General features: G+C 69.8%; 20 protein-coding genes. 11 read left to right on the top strand and 9 right to left on the bottom strand.

Translation table 11 applies throughout. The features are described 5' to 3' along the window. From G3N64_RS10320 to G3N64_RS10300, 5 genes are all read left to right on the top strand, one after another. Positions 1–1,035: PLP-dependent aminotransferase family protein (locus G3N64_RS10320; RefSeq protein WP_205783709.1), on the top strand; the 1,035-nt coding region annotated here is incomplete at its 5' end. Between the two features lie 213 nt (positions 1,036–1,248). Then, on the top strand, positions 1,249–1,557 hold the full coding sequence (locus G3N64_RS10315; protein WP_205783708.1) for a hypothetical protein: 309 nt from the start codon (positions 1,249–1,251) through the stop codon (positions 1,555–1,557). Positions 1,558–1,879: 322 nt separating this feature from the next. Beyond that, positions 1,880–3,454 (top strand): trypsin-like peptidase domain-containing protein, encoded by a 1,575-nt coding sequence (locus tag G3N64_RS10310; protein ID WP_205783707.1) that lies wholly within the window; start codon positions 1,880–1,882, stop codon positions 3,452–3,454. A gap of 236 nt (positions 3,455–3,690) precedes the next feature. Further along, positions 3,691–4,902: an MFS transporter gene (locus G3N64_RS10305; protein WP_205783706.1), complete on the top strand. Its 1,212-nt coding sequence runs from the start codon at positions 3,691–3,693 to the stop codon at positions 4,900–4,902. Between the two features lie 162 nt (positions 4,903–5,064). Next, positions 5,065–5,610, top strand: a complete 546-nt coding sequence (locus G3N64_RS10300; protein WP_205783705.1) for a DUF4303 domain-containing protein — start codon at positions 5,065–5,067, stop codon at positions 5,608–5,610. A gap of 56 nt (positions 5,611–5,666) precedes the next feature. On the opposite strand, the gene G3N64_RS10295 is transcribed toward G3N64_RS10300, so the two are convergent. The 7 genes from G3N64_RS10295 to cobA all read right to left on the bottom strand — a co-directional run bounded on the left by G3N64_RS10295 (position 5,667) and on the right by cobA (position 11,672). Beyond that, complete coding sequence (locus G3N64_RS10295) at positions 5,667–6,365, bottom strand: fumarylacetoacetate hydrolase family protein (protein WP_205783704.1); 699 nt, start codon at positions 6,363–6,365, stop codon at positions 5,667–5,669. Between the two features lie 125 nt (positions 6,366–6,490). Beyond that, entirely contained in the window at positions 6,491–7,432 is a 942-nt protein-coding gene (locus G3N64_RS10290) for a helix-turn-helix transcriptional regulator (RefSeq protein WP_043191084.1), read from the bottom strand. Between the two features lie 119 nt (positions 7,433–7,551). Then, positions 7,552–8,337 (bottom strand): YkgJ family cysteine cluster protein, encoded by a 786-nt coding sequence (locus G3N64_RS10285; protein ID WP_205783703.1) that lies wholly within the window; start codon positions 8,335–8,337, stop codon positions 7,552–7,554. Positions 8,338–8,395: 58 nt separating this feature from the next. Then, positions 8,396–8,995 (bottom strand): uracil-DNA glycosylase family protein, encoded by a 600-nt coding sequence (locus tag G3N64_RS10280; RefSeq protein ID WP_205783702.1) that lies wholly within the window; start codon positions 8,993–8,995, stop codon positions 8,396–8,398. Between the two features lie 122 nt (positions 8,996–9,117). Next, positions 9,118–10,170 carry a CmpA/NrtA family ABC transporter substrate-binding protein gene (locus G3N64_RS10275; RefSeq protein ID WP_205783701.1) on the bottom strand — a complete coding sequence of 351 codons (1,053 nt, stop codon included), beginning with the start codon at positions 10,168–10,170 and terminating at the stop codon, positions 9,118–9,120. A 5-nt stretch (positions 10,171–10,175) separates the two neighbouring features. Next, positions 10,176–10,772, bottom strand: coding sequence for an ANTAR domain-containing protein (locus G3N64_RS10270; protein WP_205783700.1), 597 nt, complete (start codon positions 10,770–10,772; stop codon positions 10,176–10,178). A gap of 129 nt (positions 10,773–10,901) precedes the next feature. Further along, a complete protein-coding gene (cobA, locus tag G3N64_RS10265) occupies positions 10,902–11,672 on the bottom strand; it encodes a uroporphyrinogen-III C-methyltransferase (protein WP_205783699.1) in 771 nt (256 codons plus the stop codon). A 664-nt stretch (positions 11,673–12,336) separates the two neighbouring features. Here cobA and G3N64_RS10260 point away from each other — a divergent pair. Genes G3N64_RS10260 through G3N64_RS10245 form a run of 4 tightly spaced genes read left to right on the top strand, consistent with a single transcriptional unit; the run spans position 12,337 to position 20,871 of the window. Beyond that, positions 12,337–13,662: an MFS transporter gene (locus tag G3N64_RS10260; protein ID WP_205783698.1), complete on the top strand. Its 1,326-nt coding sequence runs from the start codon at positions 12,337–12,339 to the stop codon at positions 13,660–13,662. 21 nt (positions 13,663–13,683) lie between these two features. Then, positions 13,684–16,281, top strand: coding sequence for a nitrite reductase large subunit NirB (nirB, locus tag G3N64_RS10255; protein ID WP_205783697.1), 2,598 nt, complete (start codon positions 13,684–13,686; stop codon positions 16,279–16,281). Positions 16,282–16,319: 38 nt separating this feature from the next. Beyond that, positions 16,320–16,667, top strand: a complete 348-nt coding sequence (gene nirD / locus G3N64_RS10250; protein WP_205783696.1) for a nitrite reductase small subunit NirD — start codon at positions 16,320–16,322, stop codon at positions 16,665–16,667. Between the two features lie 16 nt (positions 16,668–16,683). Beyond that, positions 16,684–20,871 carry a bifunctional nitrate reductase/sulfite reductase flavoprotein subunit alpha gene (locus tag G3N64_RS10245; RefSeq protein ID WP_205783695.1) on the top strand — a complete coding sequence of 1,396 codons (4,188 nt, stop codon included), beginning with the start codon at positions 16,684–16,686 and terminating at the stop codon, positions 20,869–20,871. Positions 20,872–20,913: 42 nt separating this feature from the next. Here G3N64_RS10245 and G3N64_RS10240 read toward each other — a convergent pair whose 3' ends face one another. After that, positions 20,914–21,690 (bottom strand): SDR family oxidoreductase, encoded by a 777-nt coding sequence (locus G3N64_RS10240; RefSeq protein WP_205783694.1) that lies wholly within the window; start codon positions 21,688–21,690, stop codon positions 20,914–20,916. A gap of 4 nt (positions 21,691–21,694) precedes the next feature. Next, complete coding sequence (locus G3N64_RS10235) at positions 21,695–22,132, bottom strand: heme-binding protein (protein ID WP_205783693.1); 438 nt, start codon at positions 22,130–22,132, stop codon at positions 21,695–21,697. Between the two features lie 95 nt (positions 22,133–22,227). On the opposite strand from G3N64_RS10235, the gene G3N64_RS10230 reads away from it, so the two are divergent. Both G3N64_RS10230 and G3N64_RS10225 read left to right on the top strand, forming a co-directional pair. Next, a complete protein-coding gene (locus tag G3N64_RS10230) occupies positions 22,228–23,142 on the top strand; it encodes a LysR family transcriptional regulator (protein ID WP_205783710.1) in 915 nt (304 codons plus the stop codon). 80 nt (positions 23,143–23,222) lie between these two features. Further along, the gene (locus tag G3N64_RS10225; RefSeq protein ID WP_205783692.1) at positions 23,223–23,663 is read left to right on the top strand and encodes a hypothetical protein; all 441 of its coding nucleotides are present in this window, start codon (positions 23,223–23,225) and stop codon (positions 23,661–23,663) included. The last annotated feature ends 277 nt before the right edge of the window (positions 23,664–23,940 follow it).

Here is a 23,940-nt window from a genome sequence, read left to right as displayed (position 1 = left end):
ATCGACCGCGCGCTGCGCCGCGCCGGCCGCGACCTGCTGGGCTATGGCGATCCGCTCGGCGAGCCCGCGCTGCGCGAATCGATCGCGCGCCACCTGGCCGTGACGCGCGGCGTGCGCTGCGATCCCGAGCAGATCGTGATCACGGAAGGCGCACAGGGCGCGATCGCGCTGTGCGCGCAGTTGCTGACGAACCCGGGCGATACGGTGTGGGTCGAGGAGCCCGGCTATCGCGGCGCGCGCACCGCGATGCAGGCGGCCGACCTCGACGTCGTGCCGATGCCGGTCGACGCGGAAGGGCTGCGCGCGGACGCCGACGACTGGCGCGAGCGGACGCCGCGCCTCGTCTATACGACGCCGTCGAACCAGTTCCCGACCGGCGCCGTGCTGTCGATCTCGCGCCGGCTCGCGCTGATCGATGCCGCGCGCCGGCATCGCGCGTGGATCATCGAGGACGACTACGACAGCGAATTTCGTCACACCGGCGAGCCGATCGGCGCGATGCACGGGCTCGCGCCCGATTCGCCGGTCGTCTATCTCGGCTCGTTCAGCAAGACGATGTTTCCGGCGCTGCGCATCGGTTTTCTCGTGCTGCCCGACGCACTGCTGGCTGCGGTGCGGCCGGTGCTGCCGGAGATGCTGCGCGGCGGGACGCGCCACGTGCAACTCGCGCTGGCCGATTTCATCGAGACGGGCGAGTACGGCCGCCATCTCGGCCGCATGCGGCGCCTGTATCGCGACCGGCGGCGGGTGCTGCTCGCCGCGCTCGACGGCAGCCTGAGCGTGCCGCATCGGATCGAGGGCGGGCCGTGCGGGTTGCATCTCGCGCTGCGGCTGCCTGCGCGCTACCGCGATCGCGCGATCGTCGACGCGGCGCGCGCGCACGGCATCGGGCCGTTTCCGCTGTCGGGTTTTTCGATCGATGCGGCATCGGGGGACAACGGGCTCGTGCTCGGTTTCGGCAATACGTCGGCCGATGCGTTCGAGCCGATGTTGCGGATGCTGTCGGCGATCGCGGAGCGGGTGGGCGGGGATTGACGTGCGGGGCGGGCACCGGAAACCCAACCGGTAGCCGGTGATTTCCGCTACCGTAGCGCCTCCGATTTCTACTTCTTTTCCTGATCGAACGTGCTTACGCCTTACCGATTTTTTGCGCTCGCCGGTACCGCTTGTGCGTTGCTGGCGACCGCTGCCGCCCATGCTCGAGCCGCCGATGGCGGATTCATCTGCGATACCGACAAGCATCACATCGTGATCGATCATGCCGCGAACGGCACGCTGAACTATCGCGCCTGGAACAAGCCGCATGCGCCCGATCGCAAGCCGGACGTCGAGGTGCATGGCGGCACGGAGGAAACTGCCGGCACCGACCCGTGCGTCAGCACCGACTGGACGTTCAGGCGCGGCAATGTCGAGTACGTGGTGTCGGACAGCGTCGCCTGCACGGAAGGCAAGCCGCCGCGCAACGCTTACGGGATGGTCATCGTGTCGATCAACAAGACGTTTGCGTCGCGCTATTGGTGCGTGAGGTCAGCCGCCGGCGCCGCCAATCCCGCGTAAGTCCGCCGAGCCCGCGCCTTCCGGTGATCGTCGACATCCGGACGGCGCGAAGATCGGCAATGCGCGCATCCATTGCACCGCCCGGCACGATCCGCCCCTCGCCGCGCACGACAATCGGACTTGTGCGGATTGACGAACCGCGCGCTTTGTTCGAAACGAACGCCGTCGCGGCTCCGCGCGTGCCGCGCCTGCCGGCATTCGGGTTTCGATTCGTATGTTCGAACAGGCCGCGTGGACTATAAATGGATGCGTGTACCGGTGCTTGTCGGGCGCCTGCGCGTCTCGCGCATGTCGGCGCCGCGACTCCCGGGGGAGGTGCACCGTGGTTCGCCAGACGCTTGCTCGCGCCGTGCTTCGCACCGCGTTGATCGGGGGCGTGTTTGCCGGCTGTTTGCTGCCCGCGCCGGCCGTTCTTGCCGGCACACTCTCGCCGCCCGTCACGCCACACCCCATGAAGCAACGGCCGGCTGCTGCGCCTTACGCAATGCCGGTCGATTTCCCGGCGATCGTCGACCGCTACGGTCCGGCAGTCGTGACCATCATGACCGCCGCACCCGACCAGCAGGCCGGCGGCCCGTCCTTCACGATCCTCGATCCCGACGATCCGCTCGCCGCGTTCTTCCGGCGCGACGCACCGCCGCCCGCGCAGGGCCAGCAGGCGCAGGCACCGGTACTCGACTCGGCGCCGCGTGCGGTTTCGGGCAGCGGCTCGGGTTTCATCGTCAGCGCCGACGGCCTGATTCTCACCTCGGCCCATGTGGTCGACGATGCGACCGACGTGACGGTGCGCCTCATCGACCGCCGCGAATTCAAGGCGACCGTGCTGGCCGTCGATCCGCAAAGCGACGTTGCCGTGCTGCGCGTCAACGCGACGAAGCTGCCGTTCGTGCGCGTCGGCGATTCGTCGAAGGTACGCGCGGGCGAACCGGTGATGACGATCGGCGCGCCGGACGGATCGGGCAACACGGTCACGGCCGGCATCGTCAGCGCGACGTCGCACCGGCTGCCGGACGGCAGTGCGTTCCCGTTCTTCCAGACCGACATCGCACCGAATCCCGACAACTCGGGCGGCCCCGTGTTCAATCGCGCGGGCGACGTGATCGGCATCGCGGTGCAGGTCTATACGAGCGCCGATCGCTACGCGAGCATGACGTTCGCGATTCCGATCGCCTTTGCCGCAAAGGTGCGTGCGCAATTGCAGAAGCAGATGCAGGCGCAGCAGTCCCAGGCGCCGGGCGAGTCGTCGTCCGGCAATGCGATCGGCGTCGACGTGCAGGATGTCGGCATCGGGCTGGCCGCGGCGTTCGGACTGCCGCGTCCGGCGGGCGCGCTCGTCAACGGCGTCGCGCCCGGCTCGCCGGCCGCCGCGGCCGGCGTGAAGCCCGGCGACGTGATCGTGAAGCTGGGCGACAAGCCGATCGGCCGTTCGGCCGAGCTCAACGACCTGGCCGCCGCGTTATCGCCCGGCCAGAAGGCGCCGCTGCGGCTGATCCGCAACCGCGCGCCGGTGATGCTGACGATCACGGGCGCCGACGAGGCCGCCGGCACTGCGGGCCCGGCCGTCGGCATGGCCGCACCGAAGGCGGCGGCGCGACCGGGGCCGGGTTCGGGGGCAGGCGCGGGCGACGGCGGGGACCGTCTCGGGCTGACGATGCACGCGCTGAGCGACGACGAGCGCCGCTCGACGGGGCTCGCGGTCGGGATGATGGTGGATGCGGTGCGCGGCCCGGCAGCCGCCGCGGGCATCCGGCCGGGCGATGTCGTGCTGGAGCTCAACGACACGCTGCTCGAGACGCCCGAGGACGTCCAGTCGCTCGAAGCGAACAGCGGTAACGTGATCGCGGTGCTGATCCAGCGCAACAACGCGCGCAAGTTCGTGTCGGTGCGTGCGCGTTAGGGCGTTGACGCGGTCGGTATCGTCCGCCTACCATCGTCCGATATCGATATCGCACGCGGTAGTCAGCCAGGCATTCAGGAGCCATCCGGCATGAAAGCAGCCATCTTCATCGTAGTCGTCCACAGGCGCAGGGTCCGGTAGCGGCACCGCGCCGGCACCCATGCGCCCCCGACTCGTTCGGGGGCTTTTTTTTGCATTGCGCACGGCCGTGCGGCACGTGCGCGGAGGGCATCCGCTTGCAATCGAACCTGCCGATCGCTTCCGAACGGGCGTCGCCGAGATACGCGACGCTGATCCTGCTGTGCGCGTGCTCGGTGCTGCCGCTGAGCCTGTTCCTGCCGTCGCTGCCGGCCATCGCGCGCGACCTGCGCGCCGACTATGCGCTCGTCGCGCTGTCGCTCGGCGGTTACGCGGCGGTGGCCGCGTCGCTCGAGTTCGTGATGGGGCCGCTGTCGGACCGGTTCGGGCGGCGCCCGGTCGTACTGGCGAGCGTCGGCGTGTTCGCGCTCGGCTCGCTCGGCTGCGCGATGGCGACCGATATTCGTGCGTTTCTGGCATGCAGGCTGATGCAGGCGGCGATCACGTCGGTCTATCCCGTGTCGATGGCGACGATCCGGGACACCGGCGGCGGCGCGCGTGCCGCGAGCCGGATCGGCTACGCGGCGATGGCGGCCGCGTTCGCGCCGATGCTCGGCCCGACGCTCGGCGGCGCGCTCGACCAGACGGCGGGCTGGCGCGCGAGCTTCTGGCTGCTCGGCGCGGCCGGCGTCGGGCTGTTCGTCTGGTGTACGTTCGATCTCGTCGAAACCCATGCGAACCGGTCGTCGAGCCTCGGGCAGCAGCTTCGTGCGTATCCGGCACTGCTGCGTGCACGCCGTTTCTGGGCCTATGCGCTCTGCATGGCGTTTTCGACCGGCTCGTTCTACGCGTTCCTGGCCGGCGCGCCGCTCGCCGCGCAAACGGTGTTCGGCATCGCGCCCGCGGAGCTCGGCTTCTACATGGGCACCATCACGGCCGGCTTCGTGTGCGGCAGCTTCCTGGCCGCGCGTTCCGCGCGCCGCTACGCGCTGGCCACGACGATCCTGTGCGGGCGGGTGGTCGCATGTGCGGGGCCGTTGGTCGCCCTCACGCTGATGGCCGGTGGCGCGACGCAGGCGATCGCGTGGTTCGCGCCGTGCGTGCTGGTCGGTATCGGCAACGGGCTGACCCATCCCGGTGCGCATACCGGCGCGGTGTCGGTGCGCCCGGAACTGGCGGGCAGCGCGTCGGGGCTGGCCGGCGCGATGACGATCGCCGGCGGTGCCGCGCTTTCGTCGCTGACGGGCGCGGTGCTGACGGCCGGCAACGCGCGCTATGCGCCGCTGGCGATGATGCTGCTGTCGGCCGCGATCGCGCTGGCGGCGGCCGTCTGCGTGCGGGTGTTCGATGCGCGGGACGCCGGGCGGTGAACGCAGGTGCGCGGCATGCCGTGCGGATCCGGGCACGGGTACAGGCACGCTACCGTGCCGCTGGCGATTGGCGGACAATCGGTCCGATACCGGGAGACGACCAACCCGCCGCGCGCCGGGCCGTATGCCGCGACGCAGGCAGGGCGACAGGACGACGATGCGATGAGCGACTTTTCCGATTTCCAGCGGGACATTGCGGACGCCGCGAGGGCGACGTTCAGGGCGCTGCGGGCGCTGCATCCGGACGAGCATTTCTACGCGTTCGCGCTTTATACCGACAGCAGTGCGATGACGGTGGTGCCGGCGGCCAACACGACGGAAGGGCTGGCCCGGATCCGCGCGCAGCAGGCGGTTGCGGACAACGATCCGGCCCCGTGGTTTGCGTGGGGTTTTTCCGAATGGGCGTACGCGTCGGCGGAAGCGTCGCCGTTCAACGCGCTCTGCGGGAAGCTGGCCGACGAGGTGCTGAGCCCGCAGTTTGCGATGTCGCGATTCGCGGAATTTTCCCGGCAACTGCACGCCGACATGATCGAGGCGTTGCGCCTGCTCGACCGTGAAGGCCTGTTCGGCACGGGCGACGAAAGGGCGGCGATCACGCTGTTCGTGTCGATCAGCGACGACGCTGCAGCCGAAGCGCTGGAAAACGAATCGGTGAAAGCGCTGAATCCGCCGGCCGTCGCCGACGCATTCCTGCGCCGCTACGACTGACCGGCACCGGAATATCGCGCGGCGGCCCCCGACGGGCCGCCGCCGTGCGTGCCGCGTTACGGCTTCGCGCCCACGACGAACTCGAACGTCGCAACGCCGTCGACGCCGCCCGTGACGCGGTCGCCGGGCTGCAGCGCGCCGACGCCGGCCGGCGTGCCGGTGAAGATCAGGTCGCCGGCCTTCAGCTCGACCGAGCGCGACACATACGCGATGACGTCGGGCACGGCCCAGATCATGTCGGCCAGGTCGCCTTGCTGGCGCGTGTCGCCGTTGACCGCGAGCCAGATGCGGCCCGTCGCCGGGTGGCCGGTGGCCGCCGCCGCGCGCAGCGCGGTCACGGGGCCCGATGCGTCGAAGCCCTTCGCCCAGTCCCACGGACGGCTCAGCTTCTTCGCTTCGGCCTGCAGGTCGCGGCGCGTGAGGTCGACGCCGACGCCATAGCCCCACACGTGCGACAGCGCGTCGGCCGGGACGATCGACCGGCCGTCTTTGCCGATCGCGACGACCAGCTCGATTTCGTGATGGAGGTCGCTCGTCAGCGGCGGATAGGGGACGGTACCGCTGGCCGGGACGATCGCGTCGGCCGGCTTCGTGAAGAAGAACGGCGGTTCGCGGTCGGGATCGGCGCCCATTTCGCGCGCGTGGTCGGCGTAGTTGCGGCCGACGCAGAAGACGCGGCGCACCGGAAAGCGCGCGGACGACTGTTCGACTTCGACGGAAGGACGCTCGGCAGCGTCGATGACATAAGCGGACATCGGATGGCCTCGTTCGGTGGGAAGACGGATGCTGCGCCCATGCGGTGCATGGGCCGGCATGCGTGCAACGATACCCGACGCCCGTGCGGCCGGATGCGACGCAACTGCGTTTTACCGGGACAAAACTACGCGTCGGCCGCCGCCGGTGCGTCGTCGCCGTCCGGCAGCGCGGCATTTGCGTCGCGGTACGCCTTCGGCGACACGCCGACCCGCGCACGGAAGCGCCGTGCGAAATACCCTTCGTCGCGGAAGCCGACCGAGCGCGCGATGTCGGCGATGCGCCGGCTCGTGTGCGCCAGCAGCGACTGCGCGAGCGCGATCCGGCGCTCGGTCACGAGATCGGTGAAGGTGCTGCCGGTTTCCTTGCGGACCAGGTGCGCGAGGTAGTTGGGCGACAGGAACGCGGCCTCGGCGGTCGCGGCGAGCGTCAGGTCTTCGCGGGTCAGGTTGGCGCGGACGTGCCGCAGCACGCGCGCGAGTGCGTCGCGCCGGCCCGCGCGCTGGGCGCCGCGCTGCGCGAGCTTGTCGAGCGCACCCGCGTACTGCGTGCAGACGAGCCCGATCAGTTGCAGCAGGTAGCCGCGCAGCAACGTGGTCGAGCCGAACGTGCGCACGCGATCGGTGTCGAGCATGCACAGCGCGAGGCGGCGCGCTTCGTCGTAGGTGTCGCCGGTCAGGATGAAGTCGAGGTGTTCCTGGAAGCGGAACGGCGTCAGCTCGGGAAAGCGGTGCGCGGGCACGTCCTCGAGATCGAGCGGGTCGACGTCGAGATCGGCGCGCAGGAACGCCTGGCTGAAGTTGATCACGATGAAGTGCGCGCCTTCCGGATGCGGGATCAGGTGCTCGCGGTGCGGCAGCACGAACGCGAGCGCGCCGCGCGGAAACGGCCGCGTGACGCCGCCGATCCGCTGCTCGGTGTCGCCGCCGAGATTGAACTGGATCTGGAAATACGCGTGCCGGTGCGGCTCGGTGATCGCCTGGCGCGACGCCTGGTCGCGAATGTAGAAGTCGAGCCGGTCGCTGCGTTCGGGCATCCCGTACAGGCGCGGCGGGGCGGTGGAGGGCATGAAGGATTCTGCTGTTCGTGACGCGGTTGAGCCGCGATGGTACAGCGAACCGGGCGCGACGGCGATCTGCGCGACCGTACGGCGTGGCCCGGCGTCGCTCGCGGCGCGCCGCGCGGCGGTCATGCGTCCGGGTGGAAGCCGAGATAACGGGCGTGCGGGTTGCCGCCGCCTGCACGCTGGCTCGCCGCGCCGACCGACACGAGCGCATCCACCGTCGATGTCCGGTTCGATACCAGCGTCCAGGCGATGACGTCGTCGGCGCTGGCCGGGGGCGGCTCCGACGCGCGCAGCGCCGTCAGCGCCTCGAGCAGCGCAGCGGCCGGCGGTGCGTGGATCGCGAACCCTTCGTTGGCCACGGCCGCCGTATCGATCCCCAGCACCGTACACAGCCGCGCCCGCAGCGGCGTCTCGGCTTCGCTCGCCGTACGCGAGCGTGCGATGTTCTCGCGCGTGACCGCATCGACGATCGTGCCGCCGCGGACGAACGGCGCCTGCTGCCACGCGTCGGGCGTGCATTGCTTGCCGCCGGGCACCAGCGGCACGAGCGGATTCACTTCGGCCGGATAGATCCGGCACACGAGCGGGCGCTCGTCGTAGATCGCGCACCGCAGGTCGTCGCGCAGGTTCGGGCATGGTCCGGCATGGGTCGCGGTGAGCATGACGGTGATGCGGACGGGCAGCGAGCCGCTGAGCGCGGCGGCCGAGCGTGCCCGCTTGTACGCGGCGAACGCGTTGTCGGGCTCGGGCTCGACGAGCCACGGCATCGCGTCGCACAGCAGCTCCACGTGGCCGCCGCGCTGCAGCCACGCAATGGCTTCGTCGATCGTCAGCGGAATGCGCAGGTCGCGGCAGCATCCGCCGCAGCCGTTGCAGGCAAAGTCGAGGTCGGTGGGGGTGTCGTTCATGCTTGATTCGAGACGGATAACGGGGCGCGCGAGGGGCGCGACAGGGCAGCGGTTTCGTTTACCGGGCGGCCAGCGGCGCGACCCGGCGCCGCAGCTCGGGCACGACGTCGGCGTCGAACCACGGATGGTGCTTGAACCACGCCTGGTTGCGCGGCGACGGATGCGGCAGCGGCAGCACGTCGGGGCCGTAGTCGCGCCATGCGTGCACGGTGTCGGTCAGCGTGGCCTTGCGCGTGTCGCGCAGGAAATACCGCTGCGCGTACTGGCCGATCAGCAGCGTGAGCCGGATCGACGGTAACGCGGCGAGCAACCGGTCGATCCACAGTGGCGCGCATTCGGGGCGCGGCGGGTTGTCGCCGCTTGCACCGCGGCCCGGGTAACAGAAGCCCATCGGCACGATCGCGAAGCGCGTCTCGTCGTAGAACGTGTCGGCGCTGACGTCGAGCCAGCCGCGCAGCCGCTGGCCGCTCGCGTCGTCCCACGGGATGCCGCTTGCATGGACGCGCGCGCCCGGCGCCTGCCCGACGATCAGGATGCGCGCGTCGCGATGGGCGCGCACGACGGGGCGCGGGCCGAGCGGCAGGTCGGCTTCGCAGGCACGGCACGCGCGGATTTCGGTGAGCAGCACGTCGAGCGGCGCGCGCGTGGGTTTCGGCATCGAATCTGATCGGGGACGGAGTGGTCATGCGGCGTCACCCGGGGGAGGCGTGCCGGGCGCCGACAGGCGGCCCGGACAGGCGTGGCGCGGGAGCGCGCGCCGCCTGTATCACGCGGCGCGCATCACGCCTGCGACAGGCCCGCTGCGCCGCTTTCGGCGACGGCAGCATCATACAACGCGGTTTGCGCGATCGCTCTGGCGATCCCCGCGTCGTCGTGCGAACCGTCGAGCATGCCCCAGCGCCGGTATTGGGACAGGAACCACTCGCCTTCGCGCGGATCGGGGCGGTTCACGGTGCCGCCGTCGTGGAAGCGGATCGGCAGCGGCGGCACGGCGAACGGCCCCGATCCGTAGTCGCCGAGCAGGCGCGGCGCGATCAGCCGGGCCGGCACGCCGAGCGCGTCGGGCGACGCGAGCCAGTCGGCCGCGTCGCGACGGTGCGTGGGGCTGTCGAGCCATGCGCAGGCATCGACGAGCGTGCGGATCAGTGCGCGCGCGGTGGCCGGGTACAGCGCGACGAAATCGCGCCGGGTCGCGAGCACTTTCTCCGGATGATCGGGCCAGATCTCGCTCGTGACGGCAACGGTTCGTCCCGCGCCGCAGGCTTCGGCCACGGCATGCCACGGCTCGCCGGCGCAGAAGCCGTCGAGCTCGCCGCCGGCGAGCGCGGCCACCATCTCGGGCGGCGGGATCACGACACTGCGCACGTCGCGCAGCGGATCGACGTCGTGCGACGCGAGCCAGTGGTTCAGCCACATCGCGTGCGTGCCGGTCGGGAACGTCTGTGCGAGGAGCGGCTTGCGGCCGAGCGTCGCGAATGCGTCGCGCACGCTGCCGCTGTCGCGGTATGCGTCGGCGAGGCTGCGCGACAACGAGATCGCCTGGCCGTTGCGGTTCAGCACCATCAGCGCGGCCATGTCGGCCTGCGGGCCGCCGATCCCGAGCTGCAGCCCGCAGACGAGCCCGTACAGCGCATGCGCGGCGTCGAGCTCGCCGCTCAGCAGCTTGTCGCGGACGGCGGCCCACGACGGCTGGCGGCTGAGTTCGAGCGTGAGGCCGTGCCGTGCGCCGAGGTTCAGGCGCTGCGCGACGATCAGCGGCGCCGCGTCGCTCAGCGCGACGAACCCGAGACGAAGATGCGCGCGTTCCGGCGCGACGGGAGATGAGGTATTCATGGCGGTCATGGCTGGGGTGACGCGTCGAGCAGTTGCCGCGCGACGTCGACGATGCGCAGGCCCTGATCCATCGCGCGCTTGCGCAGCGCCGCGTACGCGTCGTGTTCGGACAGCTTGCGCTGGTCCATCAACAGGCGCTTCGCGCGGTCGATCAGCTTGCGTTCGGTGAGTTCGCGCTCGACGTCGGCAAGCCGGCGGCGCAGCGCTTCGTCGTGCGAGAAGCGCGCGAGCGCGACTTCGAGAATCGGTGCGAGGCGCTCGGCCGACAGCCCTTCGACGAGATACGCGCTGACGCCCGCGCCGACGGCCGCGCGGATCAGCGACTGGTTGGTGTCGTGGCTGAACATCAGCACCGGGCGCGGCGCGGTGGCATGCATGACCGCGAGCTGCTCGAGCGTGTCGCGCGACGGCGAATCGGTATCGATGATCACGACGTCGGGATGCTGCTCCTCGACGGCTGCAGGCAGGCGCGCGGGCGTCGCAACGTCGTTCAGCATCTCGTAGCCGAGGCGCGCGAGCGCGTCGCCGAGCTCGCCGATCGGCTTGTCGGTATCGGTGACGAGCAGCACGCGCAGGCGGGCGGGGGAAGCAGGCGTACTCATGACGCGAACGGCAGCGGTGAAATCGTGGTGCGACGCGCGGACAGGGGGCGCAGGCCCTGTGCGGCCATCGTGCCGGTGCCGCTGTTTTCATGATAGGTGGGCGGCCGGTGCCGCATGGTGTCGCGCATGCTACGCGGCCCGGGACAAGGCCGTTTCGAGCGCGGCGCCCGCGTCCGGCACGTCCTGCACGGCCGCTTCGCCGATCGCGCCGCCGACGAGGATCACGGCCGGGCTGCCGAGCCGTGCTTCGTCGATACCGCGCGCGAGACCGCCGAGCGTGCCGGTCCAGCGGCGTTCGTCGGGCGTGCCGGCCCATTGCACGGCCGCGGCGGGCGTCGATGGCGGCAGCGCGGCGAGCAGGCCGGCGGCAATGCTGTCGACGCGGCTCATTCCCATATAGATCGCGAGCGTGGTGCCGGTCGCCGCGAGCCGCGCCCAGTCGGGTTCGCCGTGGTCCTGGCGGTGCGCGGTGACGAACGTGACGCCGTGGCAATGCTCGCGGTGCGTGAGCGAGATGCCGAGGCTCGCGGCGGCCGCGAAGCCCGACGAGATGCCGTTGACGATCTCGACCGGAATCGCGGCGGCGCGCAGCGCCGCGAGTTCTTCGCCGGCACGCCCGAACAGCAGCGCATCGCCGCCTTTCACGCGCACCACGTGCGCGCCGCGCAGCGCGTAGCGGCGCATCAGCTTCTCGATGAATGCCTGCGGCGTGGAGCGGCAGCCGCCGCGCTTGCCGACGCGGATCACGCGAGCCTGCGGCGCGAGCTCGACGATGCCGGGCGCGACGAGATCGTCGAGCAGCAGCACGTCGGCAGCGGCCAGCGCTTTCACGGCCTTCAGCGTGAGGAGATCGGGATCGCCGGGGCCGGCGCCCAGCAGCGTGACTTTGCCTGTCGTCATGTCGTGTTCCAGTGCCGCCTGCAATCGGCGGTCGATAGCGCGTTGTCTTGCGCGGCGGCGGCGGGCGGTCGAAGCACACGGGCATCCGGCCGTGCCGCGCACGGGGGGACACCGTTGTCCGGATCGGCCCGTCTGTTCGACGGGCATGGTTTGCGGGGACTGCCCACCGGCGCCGTTGCCGGTGTCATGCATGGGGTTCAGCAATATCCGGGCCAACCGGGATGGCCCGTCGCGCTGGCGCAGCGGAAACGGCGCGCACCGCGCCGCGCGATGGCCCCGTGTGCGCAGGCGGCCACCGTGCACCGGCACCCGCAATGCCGCATCGGTGTGCATCGTGCCCCGTCAGCGCGCACCGCGATGTTGCACGGCGACAGTGCTGCAGCGCACCACCTCTGTGCCTCGCTGCCTCACGGCGCATCGTGCGCCGCGTGTCGCCGCGCGTCGCACAACGCGTGAAGCGCCTTGCGCGGCGGGGCTGCGGGCCCGATTCGCGCCGACATGGCATGGCGTTTGCGTAAGCTGGCTCGGGCGGATCAACGACGATTCGTCCGGCAGTACCGATTACAGACGCGCCCGGCAACGGGCTTCATGGGCAACGGCGTCCTACGCATCCGGTCTCGACGAGACCGGTGCGCAGGACGCCGTTTTTCGTTTGGCGGATGACATGACCGACAAAGCTACCCGTATCGATCTCTTCAGCTTCCGCACCGCGCCGATGCGCGCGTTCCACCTGACGTGGATGGCGTTCTTCGTGTGCTTCTTCGCATGGTTCGCGTGCGCGCCGCTGATGCCGCTGATCGCACGCGAATTCCACCTGACGGCCGCACAGGTCGCCAACATCAATATTGCGGCCGTGGCCGCGACGATCGCCGTGCGGCTGCTGGTGGGCCCGCTGTGCGACCGCTTCGGCCCGCGCCGCGTGTACGTCGGCCTGCTGCTGCTCGGCGCGATCCCCGTGTTCGCGGTGTCCTTTACGCACGACTACCTGTCGTTCCTGATCTGCCGGCTCGGCATCGGCGCGATCGGCGCGGGCTTCGTGATCACGCAGTACCACACGTCGGTGATGTTCGCGCCGAACGTGGTCGGCACCGCCAACGCGACGACGGCCGGCTGGGGCAATGCCGGCGCGGGCGCGACGCAGGCGCTGATGCCGCTGCTCGTCGCCGCGGGCCTGATGCTCGGCCTCGGCGAGGATTCGTCGTGGCGCATCGCGCTGGTCGTGCCGGGCGTCGCGATGCTCGCGATGGCCTGGGCGTACTGGCGCTTCACGCAGGATTGCCCGCAGGGTGACTTCGTCGCGCTGCGCAAGGAAGGCGTGACCGTCGACAGCGGCAAGAAGGGCGGCTGGGCGAGCTTTTTCGCAGCCTGCGGCAACTATCGCGTGTGGATGCTGTTCGTCACGTACGGCGCGTGCTTCGGCGTCGAGGTGTTCATCCACAACATCGCCGCGCTGTACTACGTCGACCATTTCAAGCTGTCGCTGAAGGATGCCGGTTTCGCAGTCGGCATGTTCGGGCTGCTCGCGCTGTTCGCCCGCGCGCTCGGCGGCTGGCTGTCCGACAAGATCGCCACGCGCCGCAGCCTCGACGTGCGCGCGACGCTGCTGTGCGCGCTGATCATCGGCGAAGGGCTCGGGCTGATCTGGTTCTCGCATGCGCAAAGCGTCGGCCTCGCACTCGTCGCGATGCTCGTCTTCGGCCTCTTCACGCACATGGCCTGCGGCGCGACCTATGCGCTGGTGCCGTTCATCGACCGCAAGGCACTCGGCGGCGTCGCGGGGATCGTCGGCGCGGGCGGCAACGTCGGCGCGGTGGCGGCGGCGTTCCTGCTGAAGGGCGTCGGCGACGTGCAGCACACGCTGAGCCTGCTCGGCCTGGTCGTTACCGCGACCGCGCTGTGCGCGATGGCCGTGCGCTTCAGCGAAGAACACAAGGCACGCGAAGCCGAGCTGCGCGACCGCGCGCTGGCTGCCAGCAGCGTCGCGAACTGATCGACCGAAGGAAACGTCACCATGAAACTCATCGTCATCGGCCACGGCATGGTCGGCCACAAGCTCCTCGAATGCGTCGCGGCGGAAGCGGGCACCGCGGGCGCGCTGCAGGTCACCGTGCTCGGCGAGGAACCGCGCCCGGCCTACGACCGAGTGCACCTGTCCGAGTTTTTCGCGGGCAAGTCGGCGGACGACCTGTCGCTCGTCGAACCCGGCTTCTTCGAGCGTCATCCGCAGTTCGACCTGCGCCTGAACGCGCAAGTCGCGTCGATCGACCGCGCCGCGCATACGGTCACGCTCACGTCGGGCGAAACGCTCGCGTACGACAAGCTGGTGCTCGCGACGGGCTCGCGCCCGTTCGTGCCGCCGATGCCGGGGCACGATCGTGACGGCTGCTTCGTGTACCGGACGATCGAGGATCTCGAAGCGATGCAGGCGTGCGGCGCGCACGCGAAGCGCGGGGTCGTGGTCGGCGGCGGGCTGCTCGGCCTCGAATGCGCGAAGGCGCTGCGCGACATGGGGCTCGACACGCACGTCGTCGAATTCGCGCCGCGGCTGATGGCCGTGCAGATCGACGACGGCGGCGGCCGGATGCTGCGCGCGAAGATCGAGGCGCTCGGCGTGACCGTGCATACGGGCAAGAACACGCTGGAAATCGTCGATGGCGAAGCAGGCACGCACCGGATGGCGTTCGCCGACGGCTCGCACCTCGACGCCGACATGATCGTGTTCTCGGCCGGCATCCGTGCACGCGACGAACTGGCCCGCGCATGCGGGCTCGACGTCGGCCCGCGCGGCGGCGTCGCGATCGACGACGCGTGCCGCACGAGCGACGCCGACATCTACGCGATCGGCGAATGCGCGGCGTGGAACGGCATGGTGTACGGCCTCGTCGCACCGGGCTACGACATGGCGCGCGTGGTCGCGAAGCAGCTCGGCGGCGATACGAACGGCGAGGCCGGAGCCGCATTTGCCGGTGCCGACATGAGCACGAAGCTGAAGCTGATGGGCGTGGACGTCGCGAGCATCGGCGACGCGCACGGCACGACGGCCGGCAGCCGCACCTACCAGTACGCGGACGAGCGCCGCCAGGTCTACAAGAAGCTCGTGGTGTCCGACTGCGGCAAGTTCCTGCACGGCGCGGTGATGGTCGGCGACGCAGCCGAATACGGCACGCTGCTGCAGATGATGCTGAACCGTATCGAGCTGCCCGAGTCGCCGGAATTCCTGATCCTGCCGTCGTCGGACGGCGTCGCGAAGCCGGCGATCGGCGTCGACGCGCTGCCCGCCGCAGCCCAGATCTGCTCGTGCAACAACGTGTCGAAGTCGCAGATCTGCGCGGCGGTGGCGGACGGCGCGACGAGCCTCGGCGCGCTGAAGACGTGCACGGGCGCCGGCACGTCGTGCGGCGGCTGCGTGCCGCTCGTCACGCAGATCATGAAGGCGGAGATGAAGAAGCAGGGCCTCGCGGTCAACAACCATCTGTGCGAGCACTTCCCGCATTCGCGCCAGGAGTTGTTCCACCTGATCCGCGTCGAGCGCATCACGACCTTCGACGAACTGCTCGCGAAGCATGGCCACGGTCTCGGCTGCGACGTGTGCAAGCCGGCGGTGGCGGGCATCCTCGCGTCGTGCTTCAACGAGTTCGTGCTGAAGAAGGAACACGCGGGGCTGCAGGACTCGAACGACTACTACCTCGCGAACATCCAGCGCGACGGCACGTATTCGGTCGTGCCGCGCATGCCGGGCGGCGAAGTCACGCCGGAAGGGCTGATCGCGGTGGGCCAGGTCGCGAAAAAGTACGGCCTTTACACGAAGATCACGGGCGGCCAGCGTGTCGACCTGTTCGGCGCCCGCGTCGAGCAACTGCCGTCGATCTGGGAAGAACTGATCGCGGCCGGATTCGAATCGGGCCACGCATACGGCAAGGCCCTGCGCACCGTGAAGTCGTGCGTCGGGTCGACGTGGTGCCGCTACGGCGTCGACGATTCGGTTGGCCTCGCGATCGACCTGGAGAACCGCTACAAGGGGCTGCGCACGCCGCACAAGATCAAGTTCGGCGTGTCCGGCTGCACGCGCGAGTGCGCGGAGGCGCAGGGCAAGGACGTCGGCATCATCGCGACCGAGAAGGGCTGGAACCTGTACGTGTGCGGCAACGGCGGGATGAAGCCGCGCCACGCGGAACTGCTCGCGTCCGATCTCGACCGCGCCACGCTGGTCCGCTATATCGACCGTTTCCTGATGTTCTACGTGCGCACGGCCGACCGGCTGCAGCGCACGAGCGTGTGGCGCGACAACCTCGAAGGCGGCCTCGACTACCTGATCGACGTCGTCGTGCACGACCGGCTCGGGATCGGCGCCGAACTCGAAGCCGACATGCAGCACGTGGTCGACACCTACGAGTGCGAGTGGAAGAAGGCCGTCACCGATCCCGACACGCGCAAGCGCTTCCGCCACTTCGTGAACAGCGACGCGCCGGACACGACCATCGAATTCGTCGAGACGCGCGGCCAGATCCGGCCCGCGACGCCCGGCGAACGTACGGGCGGCAAGCCCGTGCCGATTCCCGTCGTCGCCGTTGGCGCGACGCAAGCCGCCACCGAACCCGCAACCGCTTGAGCCCGACCGACACCAGCGTCTTTTCCAAGGAGCCCATCATGAACGATCGTCTTCCACTGTCCTGGACCCGCGTGTGCCCGCTCGCCGACATCGTGCCGAACACCGGCGTGTGTGCACTCGTCAACGGCGAGCAGGTCGCGGTGTTTCACGTCGCGCATGCCGAAGAAGGCGGCGTGTTCGCGATCGACAACGTCGATCCCGTGTCGCAGGCGGCCGTGATGTCGCGCGGGTTGATCGGCAGCCTCGGCGAGCGCGTCGTCGTCGCGTCGCCGCTGTACAAGCAGCATTTCGACCTGCGCACCGGCGAATGCCTCGAGGCGCCCGAGAAATCGGTGAGCGCGTATCCGTCGCGGGTCGAGGACGGCTTCGTGTGGATTGCAGCCTGACCGCCCCGGAGCGCGCATGACCGCCACCCCCGTCAAGAGCGTGTGCCCGTACTGCGGCGTCGGCTGCGGGATGGTGCTGCACGTCGAGGAAGGCGAAGTCGTCAAGGTGTCCGGCGACGCCGACCATCCGACCAACTTCGGGCGGCTGTGCACGAAGGGTTCGTCGGCGCACGTCGCGCTGCGCCGCTCCGGGCGGCTCGACCGCGCGTTCGTGCGCCGCGCGCGCGAGGCCGACCTGGTGCCGCTGCCGGCGCGCGACGCGATCGCCGAGACCGCGCGCCGCCTGCGCACGGTGCTCGACACGCACGGCCCGGATGCCGTGTCGTTCTACGTGTCGGGGCAGATGTCGATCGAGGCGCAATACCTCGTCAACAAGCTCGCGAAGGGCTTCGTCGGCACCAACAACATCGAGTCGAACTCGCGCCTCTGCATGGCGAGCGCGAGCACCGGCTACAAGCAGTCGCTCGGCGCGGACGGCCCGCCCGGGTCGTACCAGGATTTCGATCGCGCGAACCTGTTCTTCGTGATCGGCGCGAACATGGCCGACTGCCATCCGATCCTGTTCCTGCGGATGATGGATCGCGTGAAGGCCGGCGCGAAGCTGATCGTCGTCGATCCGCGCCGCACCGGCACGGCCGACAAGGCCGACCTGTTCCTGCAGATCCGGCCGGGCACCGATCTCGCGCTGATCAACGGGCTGCTGCACCTGCTGCACGCGAACGGCCGCACCGATGCCGCGTTCATCGATGCGTACACCGAAGGCTGGGACGCGATGCCCGCGTTCCTCGCCGACTACACGCCCGAGCGCGTCGCCGCGATCACGGGGCTCGCGGAAGCCGACCTGCGCACGGCTGCGCAATGGATCGGCGACGCGCAGGAATGGATGAGCTGCTGGACGATGGGGCTCAACCAGAGCACGCACGGCGTGTGGAATACCAACGCGATCTGCAACCTGCATCTCGCCACGGGCAAGATCTGCCGCACCGGCAGCGGGCCGTTCTCGCTGACCGGCCAGCCGAACGCGATGGGCGGGCGCGAGATGGGCTACATGGGCCCCGGGCTGCCGGGCCAGCGCTCGGTGGCATCCGACGACGATCGCCGTTTCGTCGAGAACCTGTGGCGCGTGCCGGCCGGCACGCTGCGCAAGGAGACGGGGCAAGGCACGGTCGACCTGTTCTCGCGGATGGCGGCCGGCGACATCAAGGCATGCTGGATCGTCTGCACGAACCCGGTCGCCACGGTGCCGAACCGGCAGAACGTGATCGCCGGGTTGCAGGCCGCCGAGCTCGTGATCGCGCAGGATGCCTTCCTCGACACCGAGACCAACCGCTATGCGGACATCCTGCTGCCCGGCGCGCTGTGGGCCGAAGGCGACGGCGTGATGATCAACTCCGAGCGCAACATGACGCTGATGCGCGCGGCGGTCGCGCCGCCCGGCGACGCGCTGCCCGACTGGCGCATCGTCGCGGAAGTCGCGCGCGCGATGGGCTTCGGCGATGCGTTCGACTATGCGTCGGCGGCCGACGTGTTCGACGAGATCGTCCGCTTCTCGAATCCGGCGACGGGCTACGACCTGCGCGGCGCGAGCCATGCGGCGTTGCGCGACGGGCCCGTGCAGTGGCCGGTCGCGCCGGGCACCGCGCGCGAGCGGCACCCGATCCGCTACCTGAACGACGGCGTGAACCAGGCGCTGCGCCCGGCAGCCGGCGGCAACGACGCGCCGCGCCTCGCGTTCCCGACGCCGTCGGGCAAGGCGCGCTTCTTCGCGCGGCCGCATGTCGATCCGGCCGAGCTGCCCGACGACACGTTCCCGATCGTGCTGAACACCGGGCGGCTGCAGCATCAATGGCACACGATGACGAAGACGGGCAAGGTCGCGATGCTGAACAAGCTCAACCCGCGCCCGTTCGTCGAGCTGCACCCGGACGATGCGAGCGCGCTCGGCATCGCCGCGAAGGACAGCGTCGAGATCCGCTCCGCGCGCGGCCGCGCGGTGCTGCCGGCCGTCGTGACCGAGCGCGTGCAGCGCGGCAGCTGTTTCGCGCCGATGCACTGGAACGACGTGTACGGCGACGACCTGTGCATCAACGCGGTGACCAGCGACGCGATCGATCCCGAATCGCAGCAACCCGAACTGAAATACTGCGCGGTCGCGCTGCGGCGCGTCGAGACCGATGCGTTCACGGCCGCCGACGAAGAGACGGCGCAACCCGACGCATGCGCCGACGATGCGCGGCCCGCGCCGGCGCGGGTGCAGGCTACTGCTTCACAGGAATCCGACATGGCAGACATCGACACTTTCGCGGCCGCGCTCGGCGTGGCCGACCTCGCGCCGCCGCCGTTGACGGACACCGAACGGCTGTACGTGGCCGGCCTCGTCAGCGGGCTGAAGGCGAGCGCCGGCCGGCGCGAGGGCGGCGTGCCCGTGCTGCCGGCCAGCGCGCCGCTCACGCCGCCGGTGCGGTTCTGGCTCGACGGGATGCTCGCGGGGCTGTTCAGCCGCTCGCTGCCGGCGAGCTTGCCGGGTGCCGCGGCGTCCGCGCTGCCAGCCGATGCCGGCGCGTCCGGCGGCGTGCGGATCGTGCGCACGCGGCCGAAGGTCGTGCTGCTGTGGGCGTCGCAGACCGGCAACATCGAATCGTTGACCGAGGATTACGCGACGCAGCTGATGAACGCGGGCTTCGAGATCCGCACCGCGTGCATGTCCGACTATCCGGTGGCGTCGCTCGCCGGTGCGCAATACGTGCTGCTGATGACGAGCACGTTCGGCGACGGCGACGCGCCCGACAACGGCAGCGAATTCTGGGAAGCGCTGCAGGCCGGCAGCGCCGCGCGCCTCGACGGCGTGCACTTCGCAGTGCTCGCGTTCGGCGATCGCAACTACGACCAGTTCTGCGGCCATGGCCGCCGGCTCGACGCGCGGCTCGCGGAACTCGGCGCGGCGCGTCTCTGCGCGCGCGTCGATTGCGACGTCGAATTCCAGCGCGACGCCGACCAGTGGCTCGAACGCGTCGTCGCGCGGATCAAGGAGGCCGATGCCGCGCTGCACGCGGTGCCGACCGGCGGGATGAGCCCGTCGGGGCTGCTGCCGACGAAGGCGCATCCGGCGCCGTCGAAGCTCGTCGCGAACCTGCGGCTCAACCGTCCGGGCGCGGCGAAGGACACGCGCTACGTGTCGCTGTCGACCGAAGGCGCGAACCTCGAATACGAAACCGGCGACGCGCTCGGCGTGTGGCCGACCAACTGCCCGGAGCTGGTCGACGAACTGCTGTCCGTCACCGCGCTGAAGGCCGACGCCCCCGTATCGGTGGCGGGCGTCGGCGACGTGCGCCTCGGCGACGCGCTTGCGCGTCATTTCGACATCACGCGCCCGCATCCGGACACGCTCGCCTTCATCGCGTCGCGCAGCGCCAACGGCGCGCTGAAGTCGCTGCTCGCCGACGACCGCAAGGGCGACCTGAAGCAATGGCTGTGGGGGCAGCAGCTCGCGGACGTGCTGCACGAGTTTCCGGTCGAGCTGTCGGGCACGGAACTGGTCGGGATGCTGAAGCGCATGCAGCCGCGTCTGTATTCGATCGCGTCGAGCCCGAGCGCGCATCAGGGCGAGATCCACCTGACCGTGTCGGCGGTGCGCTATCACAACGGCCGGCGCGCGCGCAAAGGCGTAGCGTCGACGTTCCTCGCCGATCGCGCGGACGACGGCCGCGTGCCCGTGTTCGTGCAGAAGTCCGCGCATTTCCGGCCGCCGGTGAACGGCGACGTGCCGATCGTGATGGTCGGCCCCGGTACTGGCGTCGCGCCGTTCCGCGGCTTCCTGCACGAGCGGCAGGCACGCGGCGCGCGCGGGCGCAACTGGCTGTTCTTCGGCGAGCAGCACGCGCAGACCGACTTCTACTACGGCGACGAGCTGGGCGCGATGCACGACAGCGGCTTCCTCACGCGGCTCGACCTCGCGTTCTCGCGCGACCAGGCCGACAAGATCTACGTGCAGGACCGGATGCGCGAGCAGGGCGCCGAGCTGTTCGCGTGGCTGGAGGAAGGCGCGCACTTCTACGTGTGCGGCGATGCGGCGCGGATGGCGAAGGATGTCGATACGGCACTGAAGGCGGTGGTCGCCGAGCACGGCGGCATGTCGGACGAAGCCGCGAACGACTACGTCGCGCGGCTTTCGAAGGCGCGGCGTTACATGCGGGACGTGTATTGAACGCGCGAGCGGCGGACTGCTGTCCGCCGCTCGCCCGGCGGGTTACTGCTGCCGCTCCCACGCACGTGCCTGCTCGGCGCGCACGAACGCTTCCGACGATGCCGGCAGCAGGTTGCGGAACGCGCCGCCGTCGCTGTCGATCACGTCGACCATCTTCGCGATCATTTCTTCGGGGTCGTGCTGTTCGAGCGGGAACGTCAGCCGCTCGGGCGTCACGGTATGCACGGCCGGATCGTGCCAGCGTCGCGTCGTCTCCATCATCCGGTCGTTGAAGCCGGTGCTGTACGGGCCGGGGTTCACGACCGCGACACGGATGCCGTGCGGCGCCAGTTCCGCCTGCATCGCCTCGGCCACCGATTCGACCGCGTGCTTCGACGCGCAATAGGCGCCGGTGAACGGCCCCGTGATCAGCCCCGCGATCGACGACACGAACACGATCTTGCCGCGTTTGCGCGCGAGCATCCCGCGCGCGATCTGCTGCGTGAGTTCGAGCGGCCCGAACACATTCACGTCGAACAGCTCGCGCACGATCTCGACCGGCAGGTCGACGAGCGCGCCGGCTTCGCCGACGCCCGCGTTGTTCACGAGCACGTCGACGTCGAATTCGGCTGCGCGGGCGCGATCGTACGCCGACGTGACGTCGAGCTTCACCGCGCGCAATGCGGTGCCGCGCTGCGCGGCGGCGTCCGTCAGCGCGTCGATCTCGACCGCCGTGCGTACGCCGGCCGTCACGTCGTGACCGCGTTCGGCGAGGCGCAGCGCGACTTCGCGGCCGAAGCCGGTGCCCGCGCCGGTGATGAGGATGCGTTTTTGTGCCATGTGCTTACCTTGTGGAGTGGAACGTTGCCGGAAAGCGGTCGCGGCAGTGCTGCGCGATCGCGGTGTCTTCGTCGACGCTGCCGCCCGAGATGCCGATCGCGCCGACGCAGCGCCCGTCGCCGTCGGCGAGCGGTTCGCCGCCGCCGAACGTGACGAGCCCGCCGTGGCTGTGCTCGATGCCGCGCAGCGGACCGTCGCCCGACATCGCGCCGAGCGCGCCGGTCGAGGCGCGAAAGCGGATCGCCGTCAGGGCCTTGCGTTGCGCGAGATCGATCGCGCCGAGAAAGCAGTCGTCGGTGCGCGCGAACGCGAGCAGGTTCGCGCCCGCATCGACGATGGCGACGGCGATGCCGGCGACCTGCAGCGATGCGGCGTGCGCCAGCGCCGCGTCGATCGTGCGGCGGGCGGCCGCGAGCGGCAGCGCGGCGGTGAGCGGGTTCATGCGAGGCTCCGGTGGGACGACAGCGCCAGTGTAGGCAGTTGCGGTATATGGGAGAATCCGTATTCCGCTCGAAGGAGTTTCAAGTTTTTTTAATGATGAGCAGACGCGATCCGATGGCCGGGCTGCACGTGTTCATGACCGTCGCGACGGCCGGCAACTTCACGCGTGCCGCCGCCGCGCTCGGCCTGACGCCGGCCGCCGTCAGCCTTGCGATCGGGCAGCTCGAGGGCGAGCTGAACGTGAAGCTGTTCAACCGCAGCACGCGTGGCGTGAGCCTGACGGAAGCCGGCCAGGGCTACTGGCGGCAGACGGAGCCTGCGTACCGTCAGGTCATGCAGGCACGCGACGAGCTGAAGGATGTGCGGAGCGAGCCGAACGGGGTGTTGCGCGTGACCGCGCTGCCGCTGGCGCGTGCGCGCGTGATCGCGCCGGTGCTCGCCACGTTCCGCGAACGCTATCCGAAAGTGCGGCTCGAGATCCGCTACGAGAACGACCTGGTCGATATCGCGAAGGACGGGTTCGATGCGGGGATACGCCTGGCCGATCGGCTGCAGCCGGGCATGATCGGCGTGCGGATCGCGCCGGCGCTGACCTGTGCGCTGGTTGCGTCGCCCGGTTATCTGGCACGGCATGGCGCGCCCGGGTCGATTGCCGAGCTCGAGCGGCATGCGTGCATCCGGTTCCGGTTCTCGGAGAGCGGACGCCTGCACAAATGGCTGTTGCGTGATGGCCAACGCGACGTCGATCTCGATCCGGACGGCGTGTTCGTGACGAACGATGCCGACGCCGTGATCGATGCGGCGCGCGCGGGCGTCGGCATCGCGTTCGCGTTCATGCGCGAGCGGATCGAGCAGGACTTGCGCGACGGCACGCTCGTCGAGGTGCTGCCCGGTGCGTGCCGCACGCTGCCGCCGATGTGGCTCTACTACGTGAATCGAAAACACGTGCCGGCCAAGTTGCGCGCGTTCATCGACGTGCTGCGCGAGCGAGAAGGCACGGACGCGGCGTAACCGCATCGGCCGGCCGGCTGCAGCGATTTGCACGGCGGCGCATGATGGCGGCTCCAGCCACGAAGCCAAGGAGTCGCGTCATGACGGCATTCCCGCATTTCCCGGTTCGATCCTTTGCCATTGCCGCGGCGCTGACCGGTGCCGCGATCTGTAGCGCACCGGCCATCGGCCAGACGTCGACGGTGCCGGCCGCTTCCGCTTCCGCTGCCGCGACGCCCGACAACGCGGTACTGCTCACGGTGTTCCTGAAACACGACCAGTCGCGCCCGCTCGCCGAGCTGAATGCGCAGCTCGCGAAGCAGGGGTTCTACAAGGCGTTTCCGCCGCGGGGCGTGGAGGTGGTGAGCTGGACCGTGACGATGGGGATCGGGCAGATCGTCGTGCTGCGGCTGCCGGCGTCGCGGCTGCGCGAGGTCAATCGCGTGCTTGAGGATACGGCGTGGGGCGCATACCGGACGGCGTTCTATCCGACTTACGACTACAAGGCGATCGGGTTGAGGGAGCATGAGCGGGCGGAGTGAGGCGGCTGCGTGTGCCCGGGTTGTGACACGGTGGGCGCCAGTCAAGCAGATCGACCGGCCCCCATTTCCGAAGCGCTACGCCGGCCCGTGAATCCGTCCTCGCCCGCGCAGCCCGGCCGGGAGAATTTCTCCCAATTCCGTTACTGGCCATTCATCCGATGAAAAAACCCCGCCGGTTCCCGGTATGATGCGCACCTTGCGTTTGTCGGACGCACTATTTTTTATGCGATTTTGATGTGCAAGGCGCCACAAAATCGCACAATACGAACCTGAAAGA

Source organism: Burkholderia sp. Ac-20344, assembly GCF_017104975.1.
Taxonomy (GTDB): domain Bacteria; phylum Pseudomonadota; class Gammaproteobacteria; order Burkholderiales; family Burkholderiaceae; genus Burkholderia.
This window is presented reverse-complemented; position numbering and strand designations above follow the sequence as displayed.